This is a genomic window from Clostridium sp. D5 (assembly GCF_000190355.1).
Taxonomy (GTDB): Bacteria; Bacillota; Clostridia; order Lachnospirales; family Lachnospiraceae; genus Faecalicatena; species Faecalicatena fissicatena_A.
In genome coordinates, this window is record NZ_GL870816.1 from 80,052 (window position 1) to 96,217 (window position 16,166).

A 16,166-nucleotide genomic window follows, 5' to 3' on the forward strand; every position below is an offset into this window, starting at 1 on the left:
AATATTCTCATTTTTTCTCATATGTTTTGGTATTTTGAAGATACTGATATTATAAAGTGTACCCAATCAGGAAGTGTTTCTTGCACCATCCGGTGTTTTGCTTTACAATTAGGAATGAAAACGTGATGGATGATTCAAGAGGTGATTTATGGAATCTTTACAGGAATTACTGGATGATGTTTTAAATATAGATTTTATTCAGGGGATTATCAGTAATCCCCGTACGAAGGACGGGGTGCTGAAGATTAAGGTGAGGCCGGTTGAAAAGAAGGGCGGCCTTTGTTTTCAGTTTGAAGCTTTTACTGCGACACAGGCATTTCATGAGAATCTGGATGCGGAGGATGCGGTCAGGCGGATCGGGGAATATCTGTTAACCTTCAGACAGCTGCAGATGACGACGAGAACAATGAATTATACGGTTCTTGTGAGTAAAAAGGGAAAGATGACGATTCAGAAGAAGCGGCAGCCCGGGGAAGTGATGGCGGCAGAACTGTCGCATAACCGCAGTAAAAAGTATATCCTGAAGGAGGGGACTGTGGTACCTTATCTTCAGGATCTGGGCGTTATGACCGGAGACGGTAAGGTGGTCAGGGCGCGCTTTGATAAGTTCCGGCAGATTAACCGTTTTCTGGAATTTATTGAGGATATTCTTCCTCAGCTTGATAAGGAGCGCGAGCTTACCATTCTGGATTTTGGCTGCGGAAAGTCTTATCTGACATTTGCGATGTATCATTATCTGCATGAAATACAGCAGTATGATATTCGGATTATTGGCCTTGACCTGAAGAAGGATGTGATTGAGCACTGTAATCAGCTGGCTGTGAAGTATGGCTATGATAAACTGCAGTTTCTGGAGGGGGATATTGCAGATTATGAAGGCGTTCAGTCTGTAGACATGGTGGTAACGCTTCACGCCTGTGATACGGCTACGGATTATGCACTGGCCAAAGCAATCGGGTGGAATGCAAAAGTGATACTTTCGGTTCCGTGCTGTCAGCATGAGCTGAATGGACAGATGGTAAATAAGACACTGGCGCCGATTATGGAATACGGACTTTTAAAGGAACGGTTTGCAGCGCTGGTGACCGATGGGATGAGGGCAAAGTATCTGGAAGCTTCGGGGTATGATACTCAGGTTTTAGAGTTTATTGACATGGAGCACACGCCAAAAAATATTCTGCTGCGTGCAGTAAAAACAGAGAAACGCAGTTCGGATGCAAGACAGGAAATTGAAGACTGCAAGGCGTTTCTTCAGGTGAATCCGATGCTTGGAAAGCTATTGCATCCGGATGAGGAATGATCATGGGAGTTGGGATAATGTTTTTCAAATAAAGGGGACAGACAAATGAAAAAAAAGAGGTTGATAAAAGCAGGCATTCTGGCAGGCGTGTTTCTTATCGCAATTATTGTGAGCAGTCTGCTGACAAACAGAGGAACGGCTGATTTGACGGTTGACCTGAGCCAGCCCACTCTGCCGAGAATTTCATTTACGGTGCAGGGGAAAAATGTAAATGCGCTGGCCGGGCATGTAGATGAGATGGACATCACTGCCATGCGGGATACGATCACCCCGATGGAGGAAAACGGTACACTTCAGATGACTGTGGATGCGGATGGAAACGAAATACAGGAGATCCACTATGAGGTATACTCTCTGGATGGAGCGGATATTTATAAGAAGGGCGAGGTTAAGGATCTGTCTGATACCACAATCCAGCTGGATCTGAATGGTGCTCTGGCAGAAGATGTATCTGAGGCGGTTCTGAAAGTAATATTAAAGGTTGATAAGAAAGATGTTTATTTCTATACGAGAATTGAGCGCCCCGATGACCTTGCAGTCGGTGAGTGTCTGAACTTTGCAGAAGACATTCATACGAAGACATTTGATAAGAAAAATGCATCCGAGCTGGGGGAATATCTGGAGCCCAACGAAGAAGGGGATAATACAACCTTTCAGACAGTTACGATTCATTCCAGCAGTTCACAGATGACATGGGGAAACCTGGCTCCTGAGATTTCAAGCGATGTGGAATGGAGCATCAAGGAGAGCAACAGCGTCTATACCTCTCTTCTGGCGAAGTATCAGGTGACATGCGTGGGAGATGACGAGGAAGTTGAGACCTACAATATTAAAGAGTTTTTCCGTGTAAGATACAGCGGAGATGAATTATATCTTCTGGACTACAACAGGAGCATGAACCAGGTATTTAATGGGAATAAAAAAGTGTTAAACGAAAATGGAATCCTGCTTGGTATTACCTCCTCTAATGTGCCGTATGAGACGAACAAAAACGGTACAATCGTTTCGTTTGTACAGGAACGGGATTTGTGGACTTACAATCAGGCAGCAGATGAACTCTCACTTGTATTCAGCTTTGCAAATAAAGAAGGGCATGACGTGCGAAGCCGGTATGATCAGCATGAAGTGCGGATCATCAGTGTGGAGGACAATGGAAGTACGGCATTTGCTGTCTATGGATATATGAACCGCGGAGAGCATGAGGGGGAAGTCGGTGTTGATGTATATTACTTCGACATTGACAAAAATGCAGTAGAGGAAAAGGCATTTATTCCGAGCAACAAATCATTTGCCATAGCGGAGGACGAGCTTGGGAAAATGGTGTACTACAGCCATGAGAGACAGATGCTCTTCGTGCTTGCCGGAGGTAAACTGTATCAGGTAGATCTGGAGAAAAACAAGCAGGAGGTTCTTGCCGAAAATCTGCAGGAAGGGCAGTATACGGCTTCCGATGACGGACATCTGCTGGCATATCAGACAAATGGTTCACTGGAAAAAGCAACCGAGATCAGAGTACTCAATCTGAAAAGCGGGAAAGAAACGACTGTTGAAGCAAAGGACGGTGAAACAATCCGCCCGCTCGGGTTTGTGGCCAGCGACTTCGTATACGGGCGTCAGCGTCCCGCGGATAAAGGCAGGACAGTTGCCGGTGAAGAGCTGCTCCCGATGTACGAACTGGAGATCCGGGACAGTAAAAATAAAGTTGTGAAAACATATTCCGTGGAGGAAACGTATATATCCGATATATTTATTGAAGAAAATCTGGTGACATTGAACCGCGTCACAAAATCGGGGGATACTTATACGGGAACCAATCAGGATTATATCAGCAACAACGAGGTAAGAAAAGAAAGCAATATTACACTGGAGTCCTATTCAACAGACCTGAAACAAAAGCAGATGAGGCTGACATATGCGGATGGAATTGAGGACCAGTCTCCAAAGATTCTGAGGCCGAAGCAGGTTATGCTGGAAAAGGCAGTCACAATCGCATTTGACGGAAAAGTAAAATCGGACAAATATTATGTCTACGGAATGGGTGATCTGATTGAAATCTATGACAAAGCGGCTTATGCGATTCAAAAGGCAGAACAGGTATCGGGCGTGGTGATTTCTTCGGAGCAGTCCTATATCTGGGAGAAGGGCAACCGGGATCTGGTATATTACACAGATGCACAGGCATTTAAACGGGCAGATGACCAGTCCTCTTTTGAGGCGTGTGAGGAACAGATGAAGCAGTATAACGCAAAACGGGTGAATCTTACGGGCTGTACTTTGAGCCAGGTGCTCTATGTCATTAACAAAGGCCTGCCCGTCATAGCAATGACAGATTCCAGCCATGCCATACTTTTAACCGGATACAGTACGACGGATGTCACGTATATTGATCCGGACAGCGGTGAGGAGTATACCGTCAGTGTAAATGATATGGAGGCAATGACGGCGGGAAGTGGAAATACTTTTATCGGCTATGTGAAGTAAGGATACTATCATATGCGGCCTGACCGCAGAACTGTCTGCAAGGACATGTATTACAGGATGCTCCGGGCGCAATTTAACATCGGAAATAAAAAGAACCATCTTCTGGAAATAGTTTCCGTGAAGATGGTTCTTCGTTGATCTTGAAAAATATCAGATTTTATATTACGCTGTTCTGAAAATTGTGTTCCGATACTTATTCAATGCAGTATACACGATCATTCCAAGGACTCCGCAGGATATCACTTCACCGATGCCTACGGTCAGCATCATAAAAGGAATCGGGAGCGGCACCTGGTATCCGTAACGCAGGACAAAAGGCACGATCAGCACATTCGCAATAATCGGAGGCAGGGGAGCGAGGAATCTGCTTTTACCTCGAAGCTGCCATGTAAAAACAGCGCCGATTAAAGTGGCAAGACTGCCAAAAATAATGTCGGGCAGAATACATCCTCCAAATATATTGCTGATCAGGCATCCGATAAATAAACCCGGAATCGCGGCCGGGGTGAATACCGGAAGAATTGTCAGGGCCTCGGAAATACGTACCTGCACCTCACCGTAACTGAACGGCGCAAACACAATGGTCAGCACCACATAGATCGCAGCGATCATCGCTGCCTGTGCTATGAACAGCACTTTTTTGCTCTGTGAATCTTTCATTATTAAATTCTCCTTTAGTTTTGTTTTACGAGTGGAAGGTCTCGAACACTCGGTTTGAATCAGCCCATAAGACCTTATTTTTCAGGGCTTTGGAACGATTAGTAGTATAACATGGGGGGAGGGAAAAATCAAGGAATGTCCAATATTTGTCCAGGATTGGAATATGCAGCGGTATAGAAATGCAGCGTTTTTGGGTGAACTATTATGGGGGCTTCCGTTAATTTCCCGTACATCTTCATCCGGAGATCCGGCGGAATACCTTTTAACTTTGATCTTTTGATTATAATTTAATACAGCAATGATTGATAATATCACGCATATTTGCTACAATCTCATTGGAAATACATGTAAAAGCAAAAATAAATAATATTGTGCTTAAACATATAGCTCCGGCACAGCGCAGAAGTGCGGCCGGAGTCAGAAAAATTAGGAGGCAGCAGTATGAAATTAGGAATTGTAGGAAGCAATTTTATCAGTGACAGGCTGATCGAAGCGGCGCACGGGGTCCCGGAGGTGGAGATCTCTGCAGTATATTCCAGGAAGCAGGAGACAGGAGAGGCATTTGCCGGGAAGCACGGCATCCCCAATGTTTATACAGATTATGCAGAGTTTCTGGAATCTGAGATCGATGCAGTGTATATTGCAACACCAACTTATGCACACTGCGGGCAGTCTCTTGAGGCGCTGAAGCACAAGAAGCATGTTCTTTGCGAAAAGATTATGGCTGTAAATGAGAGAGAAGCAGCTGCAATGTTTGACTGTGCAGAGGAAAATGGGGTTGTTCTTCTGGAAGCCATGCGTCCGGACTTTGATCCGGCATTTGATCTGATAAAAGAACAGCTTCCGAAAATAGGAAAGCTGCGTAGGGTGACGGTGGAATACTGCCAGTATTCTTCCCGCTATGATAAGTTCAGGCAGGGGGAGGTTCTGAATGCATTTAATCCGGACCTGTCCAATGCGGCCATTATGGATATCGGGGTATACTGCATTCACACACTTGTCAGAATGCTTGGAATGCCACAAGAAATAAAAGCGTTTTCCACGAAATTAGAAAATAGTTTTGAGGGGAGCGGTATTGTCCTGATGCAGTATGATGATATGATGGCGGAAGCTGTTTATTCAAAGATAACGGATTCTGTGAATCCCGGAATATTCCAGGGAGAAGAGGGAAGTCTTCTAATATACGGTATCTCCATGCCGCAGTCGATGGAAATCGTGTACAGAGACGGAAGACGGGAGCCGATTCCGTACACACCTGTATCTAATAATATGGTATTTGAGGTCAGGGAATTTGTGCGGCTTGCAGGAGAAAAATGCAGTCAGCATTCTTATCAAAAGTACTCAATGGATACACTGCGTGTAGTGGATGAGGCCAGAAGACAGAACGGGATTGTATTTCAGGCGGATTCAGTGTTATAATAGTGCTAATGTGCAATAAAAGGAAAAATTTGATGGAATAAGGAGTATTTGGTATGGATCTAGTTACAATTCGGGAATTATTTAAGAACAAAGAGGAATATCTGGACAAGAAAGTGACTGTGGGTGGATGGATCCGCAGTATTCGTGATTCAAAAACTTTTGGTTTTATCGTGGTGAATGACGGCTCCTATTTTGAGCCGCTGCAGATCGTGTACCATGACAGCATGGAGAATTTCGAAGAGGTCTCCAAACAGAATGTAGGAGCGGCAATTATAGTTACAGGTACTTTGGTTGCCACACCACAGGCAAAGCAGCCATTTGAGATTCAGGCAGATGAAGTGACTATCGAGGGGACATCAGCACCGGACTATCCACTGCAGAAGAAACGTCATAGTTTCGAATATCTCAGAACGATTTCTCATCTTCGTCCACGGACGAATACATTTCAGGCGGTGTTCAGAGTGCGCTCTATGATTGCATTTGCAATTCACCAGTTCTTCCAGGACAGAGGATTTGTTTATGTGCATACACCGCTGATCACGGGAAGTGACTGCGAGGGAGCCGGCGAGATGTTCAGAGTGACTACTCTGGATATGGATAATGTGCCGAAGAATCCGGACGGAACGATAGACTACAGCCAGGATTTCTTTGGAAAAGAGACAAACCTGACTGTAAGTGGACAGCTGAATGGCGAGACATTTGCGCAGGCTTTCAGAAGCATTTACACATTCGGGCCTACCTTCCGCGCAGAGAATTCCAACACCACAAGGCATGCAGCTGAATTCTGGATGATCGAGCCGGAGATTGCATTTGCAGACCTTGATGATAATATGGATCTGGCCGAGGCTATGCTGAAATATGTGATTTCTTATGTTCTGGAAAATGCACCGGAGGAAATGAACTTCTTCAATTCCTTTGTGGACAAGGGCCTGATGGACAGACTGAAGAATGTGGAGAATTCAGATTTTGCGAGGGTAACATATACAGAGGCTGTAGAGCTGCTTGAGAAGAATAATGACAAGTTTGAGTATAAAGTGACATGGGGTACGGACCTGCAGACAGAACACGAACGCTATCTGACCGAAGAGGTGTACAAGCGTCCGGTTTTTGTTACAGATTATCCAAAAGAGATCAAGGCATTCTATATGAAGCTCAATGAGGATGGAAAAACCGTGGCAGCAGTTGACTGTCTGGTGCCGGGAATCGGTGAAATCATCGGAGGCAGCCAGAGGGAAGATGACTATGACAAGCTGGTGCAGAGGATGAAGGAGATGAATCTGGGGGAAGAAGATTACAAATTCTATCTGGATCTGAGAAGATATGGTTCTACCAGACATGCAGGATTCGGGCTTGGTTTCGAGAGATGTGTCATGTATCTTACAGGAATGTCCAATATCCGCGATGTTGTTCCGTTCCCGAGAACTGTAAATAACTGCGAACTGTAGATGATATTCCCGCGATGGCAGCCATCCGGGTGTACATGCCTGCATGTATATCCGGGAACCGCCGGAGGGGACCCATACCCCGTATCCCGCTGTGCTGCAATTATGACGTACCAGGCAGTCGGCTACGGGGTATTTGGCTTGAGGACGTAACAGACTGGTCATTGTTACGTCCTCAATTGCCTTTTTAACTGTAATTATTTGGCCGTAGAAGGAATTTTAAAAACGGAGGTGCCCATGAAGTTTATCCATATTGCTGACATACATCTGGGGGCGCAGCCTGATGCAGGGACTGCGTACAGTGGAGGGCGTCCCCGTGAATTGTGGGATGCATTTTCACGGGTGGTAACACTGTGTGAGGAAGAAAAGACGGATATACTGCTTATTGCAGGGGATCTGTTCCACAGGCAGCCGCTTCTGCGGGAACTAAAGGAAGTAAACTACCTGTTTTCTACACTATCCCACACCAAGGTGGTATTTATTGCCGGAAATCATGACTATATCAGAAAAGGCTCTTATTACCGGACTTTTCAGTGGAGTGATAATGTCTATCCTCTGTTGGGAGATAAGATGGGCTATGTACGGATGCCGGAGCTCGACCTGGCGGTGTATGGATTCAGTTATCATGCGAGAGAGATTCGGGAAGAACGCTGTAATGTGAGGGCACAGGGGCTGGCGGATCATGAAATTCTCCTTGCACACGGCGGCGATGAGAAGCATGTTCCTCTCAGAAGGGAGATCCTGGAAGCCCTGGGATTTGACTATATTGCGCTGGGACATATCCACAAACCCCAGGCAATGATAAAAGATTTCGCCTTATTTGCCGGCGCATTGGAGCCGGTGGATAAGAACGATACAGGACAGCATGGATTTGTCCGCGGAGAGATTACAGAGCAGGGAGTCCATGTGGAATTTATTCCCTGTGCATCCAGAGAATATATTCATCTGGCGCTCCGGGTGAATGAGCATATGACGAATGGGAGCGTGAAGGACTATATCCGTGAAACCGTGGAGAAGAGAGGTACCCAGAATATTTATAAATTTATACTGCGGGGGCAGCGGGATCCGGATGTAGAATTTGAAACAGAATATATGGATGATTACGGGAATATTATTGAGATTGAGGATGAGACTTGCCCCGCATTTGATTATCAGGCACTGTATGAGGAGAACCAGGATAATCTGCTGGGAAAATATATAGAAGAATTTCTGGGATGTGAGGAAGGCAGTATGGAGTATCAGGCACTCCAGGCGGGAGTGCAGGCTCTTCTGGAGAATGGCCTGTCATAAACCGGAAGCTGCCGGAGAAAGTTGAAGAGTATGGAAATCAAAGAGTTGTACTTAGAGAATTTTGGAAAGTTCTCAGACAAACGTTTTTATATAAAGGACGGGATCCATGTTTTTTATGGAGAAAATGAATATGGCAAATCTACGGTCTATGCATTTATCAGGGCAATGCTTTTTGGCCTGGAAAGAGGCAGAGGCCGGGCGGCACTAAATGATGAGTTCAGCAGATATGAACCCTGGGTTAATCCCAATTATTATGCCGGTTCGATGCGGTTTTCTATCGCGGGAAAAAACTTTTTCCTGGAACGGAAATTTGACAGATATTCTAAAAGCGCGTACCTGATCTGTGAGGATGACGGGGAAGAGCTGTCCGTGGAAGACGGAGATCTGAATATGCTTCTGGGCCAAATGACAGCAGAGTCATTTGAAAATACCGCTGCAATAGGACAACTCACAGCAAAGCTAGGGCAGGGGCTGGCCGAGGAACTGAAAAACTATGCCGCAAATTATTATGAGACTGGGCGCAGTACAGTTGATCTTGGAAAGGCTCTGGAAACTTTGCGCTTGCGTAGAAGAGCTGTGGAACAGGAGATGAAATCTCTGCGGGAAAAGCAGGGAATAAAAAAAGATGCGGTCCGGCAGGAATGCCAGTATGTTTCGGCAGATGCTGAGAAACTGCAGAGAGAACTTGAAGACAATCAAAAGAAACTGCAGAGTTTACCGCGGGAAAGCGATGACTATGTGATGGCAGAAGCGGATTTGAACGAAGAGGCCGTGATGGATGATTCAGTGAAGAATCAGCAGAGGGAAGACAGAGCGGAAAGTTCCGATGCAGAGGCCGGCCAGGGCAGAAGCCTGATGGCTATGGGCGGCCTGGGAATAGCGGCCGGAGCAGCAGGACGGCTCTGGAGTGTGTTTGCACCCGGTGGTGAGACATTTGCAGGTGGGGGTGCGATCTCAGTTCTGGCCTGGGTTATTTTAGCAGCAGGGCTGCTGCTTCTTGCCGTTGGAGCAGTAAAGTATGGGAAGTGCAGGCGGCAGACCAGATTGCAGGGGGCCAACGGGGGAAAAGGTGATGCAGCCCGTGACCGTGATGCAGAAAAGCGGGAAAAGGCACAACTGGAGAATGCCCGCAAAAATGAGACAGAGACATACCGGCAGAGACTGGAGTGGGAAAATCATAGGATTAAAGCGGAGTGGAAAGAGAAGCAGGTAAGGTTCCAGAACCTGCAGGAACAGCTGGCAGAGCTTGAGATGCCTGATAAAAAAATCAAAAACCTGCAGGCTGCAAATGCCGCCCTTCTGCTTGCAGAAGAAAAAATGATTGCTGCTTCCCGGAATATGGTGCAGGGTTTCGGCAGTATATTAAATCAGAAAGCCTCACAGATATTAGAACGTATAACAGGGGGACGGTATACAAAACTTCTGGCAGATGAAAACCTGAATATGACCCTGTTGGAAGATGGGCGGCGGATACCCGTAGAGCGGGTGTCGCGTGGGACAATAGAACAGGTTTACTTTGCACTTCGCATGGCAGCAGTGGATATGCTCTATGAAGAGCCGCTTCCTGTGATTTTTGATGATGCATTTGCATGCTATGACGAAAAAAGATTAAAATCTACTATAAAATGGTTGAGTGAACAGCAAAGACAAGTTATAATATTTACTTGTCAAAAGCGTGAACCGGAAATTGTAAAACTATTCTGAAAATGGAGTGCAAAGGGGTCTGACCCCTCTGAAAGGAAGATATACATGAAGATAGAGTTGCCGAGAAAAGTGATTATGATTATCAACAATCTGCAGCTGCATGGCTATGAGGCGTTTGCGGTGGGCGGCTGTGTGCGTGATTCTATTCTCTGCCGGAAGCCGGAGGATTGGGATATTACGACCTCTGCTAGGCCTGAGGAGATTAAGCGGCTTTTTAGGCGGACGGTTGATACGGGGATTGAACATGGTACTTTGACTGTTATGATTGGCAGGGAAGGATTCGAAGTGACTACCTATCGGGTCGACGGGCTTTATGAGGACAGCCGGCATCCGAAGGATGTGACGTTTACTACCAGCCTGGAAGAGGATCTGCGGCGCAGGGACTTTACGATTAATGCAATGGCTTATAATGATGAGGTGCGTCTTGTGGATGTGTTCGGGGGGATGAAGGATCTGAACCACCATCTGATCCGGTGCGTGGGCGACCCCGCGGAGCGGTTTTCGGAGGATGCGCTGCGGATTCTGCGGGCGGTCAGATTCTCTGCGCAGCTGGCATTTCCGATTGAGAAGAATACGGCGCAGGCGGTGCGCGAACTCGCACCTACCCTTAAGAATATCAGTGCGGAGCGGATACAGGTGGAACTGGTTAAGCTGCTGATGTCCGATCATCCGGATCTGATCCAGGACGCATATGAGCTGGGAATCACAAAAATCATTCTGCCGGAATGGGATGCCATGGTAGGCGTGGAGCAGAATACGCGCCATCATAAGTATGACGTGGCGGGTCACACGCTTCATGCTCTGAAAAATGTGAAGAAGGATAAAATTCTCCGTCTGACAATGCTGTTCCATGATATGGGAAAACCATCGATGAAGACCACCGATGAAAAGGGCGTGGATCACTTTAAAGGGCATGCGCTGGTCAGCGAAGAAATCGCGCGCAGTGTGCTGAGAAGGCTCAAGTTCGACAATGATACGGTGAAAAAGGTGACAAGGCTTGTTTGTTATCATGATTACCGGATTGAGGCAACCCCGCAGAATGTACGGCGGGCGATGAACCGGATCGGGGTGGAGCTGTTTCCTTATTATCTGGCAGTGCGCATGGCGGACGTGAAGGCACAGAGCCCCTACAGGCGGCGGGCAAAGATTGAAAATATCGTGGCAATGCGGGAGCTCTATCAGGAGACCCTCATCAATGACCACTGTGTGACTCTCAGACAGCTGGCGGTCAGCGGAAGAGATCTGATGAAGCTGGGCATGCAGCCCGGAAGACAGATGGGGGATATGCTGAATGAGCTGCTGGAGCTGGTTCTGGACGAACCAGAGATGAATGAGAAAGAAAAATTATGTAATTATGTGAAAGAAAAATCAGGCATATAGCATACTCGGGCTGTCCCTTTCATACATTAGAAAGAGTCAGAATCGTAGAATCAGGGGGCAGCCATGAGAGAGTATGAATTAGAAGTCTTGGAACAATATGATATAGAAGTAAGAGGCACCCGCAAAATAAGGGGTGCGTTTTTTTGCGACACGAAAGAGGGCACGATGCTGTTGAAGGAAGCGGATGTTTCAGACAGGCGTGCCCCTTTGCTGTACACCGTTTTGTGCAGCCTGGAGAAGGCCGGATATCCGAATGTAGATATCCCGGTTTATAATAAAGAAGGCCAGCTGATCAGCGTATCCCGGGACGGCACCAGGTATATGCTGAAAAAATGGTTTTCCGGAAGGGAATGCGATGTAAAAAAAGAATTTGAGATCCTGCAGGCATCCAGGAACCTGGCAGATCTGCACTGCCGAATGCAGTGGCAGGACGTGTGTGCTGCAGAAGAGGAGGCCGTCATACGGCCTCCTACGGGAAGGCATCTGCAGGAAGAATTTATGCGCCATAACCGGGAATTAAAAAAAGTACGCGCATTTATACGCAATAAAGTTTCAAAAGGTGCATTTGAGTTTCTGTTTCTGGAGTATTTTGACAGAATGTATAGTCTGGCAGAGCAGGTTGCCGGCCGTCTGGAAAAATCCAGGTATGACAGTCTGTACAAAGAAAGTATAGAAAACCACCGGCTTGTGCACGGAGATTACAATTACCATAATGTTCTGCTTACTTCAAACGCGCTAGCAACGACAAATTTTGAGCATTTCAGGATCGACGTGCAGGCACAGGATCTGTATTATTTTCTGCGGAAAGTAATGGAAAAGCACCGGTGGCATGAAAGCCTGGGCCAGTCTATGCTGGATGCCTATCAAAGCGTCCGGGAGCTGGATCCGAGGGAACTGGAGTATATTGCACTGTGCCTTGCATACCCGGAAAAATTCTGGAAGACTGCAAATACCTATTATCACTCGAATAAGGCATGGATTCCTGAAAAAAATGTGGAAAAACTACAGACGGCAATCACGCAGACGGAAGAAAAACTGCGATTTTTAGAAAATATATTTGCTTTCATTTTATAGGGGCCTGTTGTATAATAGGGACATACTATTAAGGCAGGAGGTACCAGTATGGATTACAAACAGAGATACGAAGAGTGGTTGTCAAACCCATATTTTGATGCAGATACAAAGGCAGAGCTGGAGAGCATCAGGGAAGATGAGAACGAGATAAAGGAACGTTTTTACACAGACCTTGAATTTGGTACGGCTGGTCTGCGCGGGATCATCGGCGCAGGCATCAACCGTATGAATATTTATACAGTCAGAAAAGCAACACAGGGACTGGCAAATTATATTAATAAGAGTGGAAACGGTGCAAAGGGCGTGGCGGTAGCTTATGATTCCCGCCGCATGTCACCGGAGTTTGCAGATGAAGCAGCGCTTTGCCTTGCAGCCAACGGAATCAAGTCCTATGTATTTGAATCCCTGCGCCCGACCCCTGAGCTGTCTTTTGCAGTGAGGGAGCTGGGATGCGCTGCAGGAATTAATATTACAGCAAGCCATAACCCGCCGGAATACAACGGATACAAGGTATACTGGGAAGATGGCGCACAGATTACACCGCCTCATGATAAAGGAATCATGGACGAGGTAAAGGCTGTTGAAGACTATACCACAATGAAGACGATGACCCTGGAAGAGGCGAAAGCTGCAGGGCTTTACGAAGTCATTGGCGCAGAGATTGATGATGCATATATTGCAGAACTGAAAAAACAGGTACTGCACCAGGATGCCATCGATGCGGCCGGCAAGGATATTAAGATTGTATACAGCCCGCTGCACGGAACCGGAAACATTCCGGCACGCCGTATTTTAAAAGAGCTTGGATTTGAGAATGTATATGTTGTAAAAGAACAGGAACTGCCGGACGGCGAATTCCCAACCGTATCCTATCCGAACCCGGAGGCTGCAGAAGCATTTGACCTGGGACTGAAGCTGGCCAAAGAGATTGATGCAGATATCGTGCTGGCTACTGATCCGGATGCGGACAGGCTTGGTGTGCGTGTAAAGGACAAGAACGGAGAGTATCACACACTGACGGGAAACATGTCAGGTTGCCTGCTTGCCGATTATGAGATCGGACAGCGCAAAGAGTTAAAAGGCCTGCCGGACGACGGGTATCTGATCAAGACGATTGTTACCTCCAACATGGCAGACGCAATTGCAAAGTATTACAACGCAGGCCTGATCGAAGTCCTGACCGGTTTCAAATTTATCGGACAGCAGATCCTCGGATTTGAGACAAGCGGTAAGGGAGAGTATTTATTCGGATTCGAAGAAAGCTATGGCTGTCTGATCGGCACCTATGCAAGGGACAAGGACGCGATCGTGGCTACAATGGCTCTCTGTGAAGCAGCGGCGTATTACAAAACCAAGGGCATGAACCTGTGGGATGCCATGATTGAGATGTACGACCGTTACGGATATTATAAAGACGATATCCAGTCCATCACACTCAAAGGGATCGAAGGCCTGGCGAAGATACAGGAGATCCTGGAGACACTGCGCAAGAATCCTCCCACAGAGATCGCGGGTTACAAAGTGCTCAAAGCAAGAGATTACAAGGCAGACACCATTAAGGACATGGAGACAGGCGAAATCACAGGAACCGCATTACCGAGTTCCAATGTGCTCTATTATGATCTGACAGATGATGCATGGCTGTGCGTAAGGCCGTCCGGAACAGAACCGAAAGTGAAGTTCTATTATGGCATAAAAGGGACGTCTCTCGAGGATGCAGATGCTGCATCAGAAAAAATGGGTAAAGAAGTTCTTGCAATGATTGACGAGATAATGTAACATATCGTGTCAGGCAGGAATTTCCAGTAAGAAACCCCGCCTCAGAAATCTTAAAAAACCCTAAAAAAGTGCCAAAAAACGCGGGAATGCCGGAAAAATCCTTGACAAAAATATGGGAAACAGTTATAACAGTACATAAGGGCTAATCATGTGAACGCCAGTACATGAGCGCCTTTGTTAAACTGTTAGAATATTATATTCTAGTACAATAAAGAGGAGGAATTTATCCATGAACAAAACAGAATTAGTAGCAGCTATTGCAGAAAAGGCAGAAATTTCCAAGAAAGACTCTGAAAAAGCATTGAAAGCATTTATCGATGTGGTATCTGATCAGTTGAAAAAAGGCGATAAAGTACAGTTAGTTGGATTTGGTACATTTGAAGTAAGTGAAAGAGCAGCAAGAGAAGGAAGAAATCCTCAGACAGGCAAGACAATGAAAATTGCAGCTTGCAAAGCTCCTAAGTTCAAAGCTGGCAAAGCTTTAAAGGACGAAGTTAACGCTTAATTGGAATGAATCAATAAGAGATAAAGATACAGAGAGCACTTATGATGTCCGCATTGTAAGTGCTTTCTTTTCTCTTTGAATAATAAACTGTACAAAACAGAATGGAAATTAATCGGAGTTGTTTAAAAGATATTCATAAGTGAGAAAGGAAAAGAAAATGCGTTTAGATAAGTTTTTAAAAGTGTCCAGGCTGATCAAACGCCGGACTGTGGCAAACGAAGCCTGTGATGCAGGACGGGTGCTTGTAAACGGGACTGTGGCAAAAGCATCGCTGCATGTAAAACCGGGGGACATTATAGAGATACAGTTCGGCACCAAAACCGTAAAGGCAGAAGTTCTGGACCTGCAGGATACGACCAAAAAGGAAGAGGCGAAAGAACTTTTCCGGTATCTGTAATCAGGAAACCGATGCCGAACAGGACCGCCGCCGTAGATATGCGTAAAAGTTATATGATAATAACAATAATCAATATACAGTGATATCCGGCGGGGATACATATTTTGATACAACCCTTCATATATATAGAAAAGCAAAGTTGAAGGGGGAAAGTGTATGGAAGAGCGGCAAATGCCCAAGGCGCATAAACTCGTTGTAAATAACAGAAAGACAAGTATGGTCACCGGAGTCCTGGATGTTCTTTCTTTTGATTTAAATGAAATCCTGCTGGAGACGGAACAGGGCATGCTGATGGTTAAGGGAACCGATCTGCATGTGAACCGGCTCAGTGTAGAAAAGGGAGAAGTAGATCTGTCAGGCAATATTGACAGTATCGCATACTCCAGTGCGAATCAGGCCGGCCGGCAGAATGAAAATTTCTTTGCAAAGCTGTTTAAGTAGGCACGCCTATGATGCTGGGAATTGGAAAAGAAGCGATTATATTTCTATACGCGGGGCTGTCCGGGATTGTGATACTCTTCAGTTACCAGATACTCAGGCTGCTGAGGCGCCTGATACCGCACCATATTGTGATTGTAAATCTGGAAGATTTACTTTATTGGCTCGGAGTGAGCGCGTATTTGTTCCGGCAGATGTATAAAACAACATATGGTAGTATCAGATGGTTCTTCATACTAGGTGTGGTATGTGGGATTTTACTGGCGAATTTCATACTCTCAATTTCGAAAAAAATNT

14 protein-coding genes are annotated in these 16,166 nt (G+C 46.1%); 13 read left to right on the forward strand and 1 reads right to left on the reverse strand.

Annotated features, from left to right (window positions below; genetic code table 11):
* The first annotated feature begins 148 nt into the window (after positions 1-148).
* A complete protein-coding gene (locus HMPREF0240_RS16800; RefSeq protein WP_009004611.1) occupies positions 149-1,300 on the forward strand; it encodes an SAM-dependent methyltransferase in 1,152 nt (383 codons plus the stop codon).
* A 45-nt stretch (positions 1,301-1,345) separates the two neighbouring features.
* On the forward strand, positions 1,346-3,781 hold the full coding sequence (locus tag HMPREF0240_RS16805; protein WP_009004612.1) for a C39 family peptidase: 2,436 nt from the start codon (positions 1,346-1,348) through the stop codon (positions 3,779-3,781).
* Positions 3,782-3,943: 162 nt separating this feature from the next.
* On the opposite strand, the gene HMPREF0240_RS16810 is transcribed toward HMPREF0240_RS16805, so the two are convergent.
* A complete protein-coding gene (locus HMPREF0240_RS16810) occupies positions 3,944-4,441 on the reverse strand; it encodes a QueT transporter family protein (RefSeq protein WP_009004613.1) in 498 nt (165 codons plus the stop codon).
* 441 nt (positions 4,442-4,882) lie between these two features.
* Here HMPREF0240_RS16810 and HMPREF0240_RS16815 point away from each other — a divergent pair, with 441 nt between their 5' ends.
* The 11 genes from HMPREF0240_RS16815 to yabQ form a co-directional block, all read left to right on the forward strand.
* The gene (locus tag HMPREF0240_RS16815; protein WP_009004614.1) at positions 4,883-5,860 is read left to right on the forward strand and encodes a Gfo/Idh/MocA family oxidoreductase; all 978 of its coding nucleotides are present in this window, start codon (positions 4,883-4,885) and stop codon (positions 5,858-5,860) included.
* 53 nt (positions 5,861-5,913) lie between these two features.
* On the forward strand, positions 5,914-7,305 hold the full coding sequence (gene asnS / locus HMPREF0240_RS16820) for an asparagine--tRNA ligase (RefSeq protein ID WP_009004615.1): 1,392 nt from the start codon (positions 5,914-5,916) through the stop codon (positions 7,303-7,305).
* 234 nt (positions 7,306-7,539) lie between these two features.
* A complete protein-coding gene (locus tag HMPREF0240_RS16825) occupies positions 7,540-8,592 on the forward strand; it encodes a metallophosphoesterase (RefSeq protein WP_009004616.1) in 1,053 nt (350 codons plus the stop codon).
* A 30-nt stretch (positions 8,593-8,622) separates the two neighbouring features.
* Entirely contained in the window at positions 8,623-10,296 is a 1,674-nt protein-coding gene (locus HMPREF0240_RS16830) for an ATP-binding protein (RefSeq protein WP_009004617.1), read from the forward strand.
* 45 nt (positions 10,297-10,341) lie between these two features.
* The gene (locus HMPREF0240_RS16835; RefSeq protein WP_009004618.1) at positions 10,342-11,676 is read left to right on the forward strand and encodes an HD domain-containing protein; all 1,335 of its coding nucleotides are present in this window, start codon (positions 10,342-10,344) and stop codon (positions 11,674-11,676) included.
* Positions 11,677-11,739: 63 nt separating this feature from the next.
* Positions 11,740-12,750, forward strand: coding sequence for a CotS family spore coat protein (locus tag HMPREF0240_RS16840; protein ID WP_009004619.1), 1,011 nt, complete (start codon positions 11,740-11,742; stop codon positions 12,748-12,750).
* A 48-nt stretch (positions 12,751-12,798) separates the two neighbouring features.
* Positions 12,799-14,529 carry a phospho-sugar mutase gene (locus HMPREF0240_RS16845; RefSeq protein WP_009004620.1) on the forward strand — a complete coding sequence of 577 codons (1,731 nt, stop codon included), beginning with the start codon at positions 12,799-12,801 and terminating at the stop codon, positions 14,527-14,529.
* 229 nt (positions 14,530-14,758) lie between these two features.
* Complete coding sequence (locus HMPREF0240_RS16850) at positions 14,759-15,034, forward strand: HU family DNA-binding protein (RefSeq protein WP_009004621.1); 276 nt, start codon at positions 14,759-14,761, stop codon at positions 15,032-15,034.
* A 157-nt stretch (positions 15,035-15,191) separates the two neighbouring features.
* Positions 15,192-15,431, forward strand: coding sequence for an RNA-binding S4 domain-containing protein (locus tag HMPREF0240_RS16855; protein ID WP_009004622.1), 240 nt, complete (start codon positions 15,192-15,194; stop codon positions 15,429-15,431).
* A 156-nt stretch (positions 15,432-15,587) separates the two neighbouring features.
* Complete coding sequence (gene yabP / locus HMPREF0240_RS16860; RefSeq protein WP_009004623.1) at positions 15,588-15,872, forward strand: sporulation protein YabP; 285 nt, start codon at positions 15,588-15,590, stop codon at positions 15,870-15,872.
* 8 nt (positions 15,873-15,880) lie between these two features.
* Positions 15,881-16,166, forward strand: a 286-nt coding sequence (gene yabQ, locus HMPREF0240_RS24060; RefSeq protein ID WP_085959571.1) for a spore cortex biosynthesis protein YabQ, incomplete at its 3' end; no start/stop codon positions are given.

Excerpts from the sequence above, each read along its gene's own strand:
- HMPREF0240_RS16800 (WP_009004611.1), top strand. The coding sequence starts at position 149 with ATGGAATCTTTACAGGAATTACTGGATGATGTTTTAAATATAGATTTT.
- HMPREF0240_RS16805 (WP_009004612.1), top strand. The coding sequence starts at position 1,346 with ATGAAAAAAAAGAGGTTGATAAAAGCAGGCATTCTGGCAGGCGTGTTT.
- HMPREF0240_RS16810 (WP_009004613.1), bottom strand. The coding sequence starts at position 4,441 with ATGAAAGATTCACAGAGCAAAAAAGTGCTGTTCATAGCACAGGCAGCG.
- HMPREF0240_RS16815 (WP_009004614.1), top strand. The coding sequence starts at position 4,883 with ATGAAATTAGGAATTGTAGGAAGCAATTTTATCAGTGACAGGCTGATC.
- asnS (WP_009004615.1), top strand. The coding sequence starts at position 5,914 with ATGGATCTAGTTACAATTCGGGAATTATTTAAGAACAAAGAGGAATAT.
- HMPREF0240_RS16825 (WP_009004616.1), top strand. The coding sequence starts at position 7,540 with ATGAAGTTTATCCATATTGCTGACATACATCTGGGGGCGCAGCCTGAT.
- HMPREF0240_RS16830 (WP_009004617.1), top strand. The coding sequence starts at position 8,623 with ATGGAAATCAAAGAGTTGTACTTAGAGAATTTTGGAAAGTTCTCAGAC.
- HMPREF0240_RS16835 (WP_009004618.1), top strand. The coding sequence starts at position 10,342 with ATGAAGATAGAGTTGCCGAGAAAAGTGATTATGATTATCAACAATCTG.
- HMPREF0240_RS16840 (WP_009004619.1), top strand. The coding sequence starts at position 11,740 with ATGAGAGAGTATGAATTAGAAGTCTTGGAACAATATGATATAGAAGTA.
- HMPREF0240_RS16845 (WP_009004620.1), top strand. The coding sequence starts at position 12,799 with ATGGATTACAAACAGAGATACGAAGAGTGGTTGTCAAACCCATATTTT.
- HMPREF0240_RS16850 (WP_009004621.1), top strand. The coding sequence starts at position 14,759 with ATGAACAAAACAGAATTAGTAGCAGCTATTGCAGAAAAGGCAGAAATT.
- HMPREF0240_RS16855 (WP_009004622.1), top strand. The coding sequence starts at position 15,192 with ATGCGTTTAGATAAGTTTTTAAAAGTGTCCAGGCTGATCAAACGCCGG.
- yabP (WP_009004623.1), top strand. The coding sequence starts at position 15,588 with ATGGAAGAGCGGCAAATGCCCAAGGCGCATAAACTCGTTGTAAATAAC.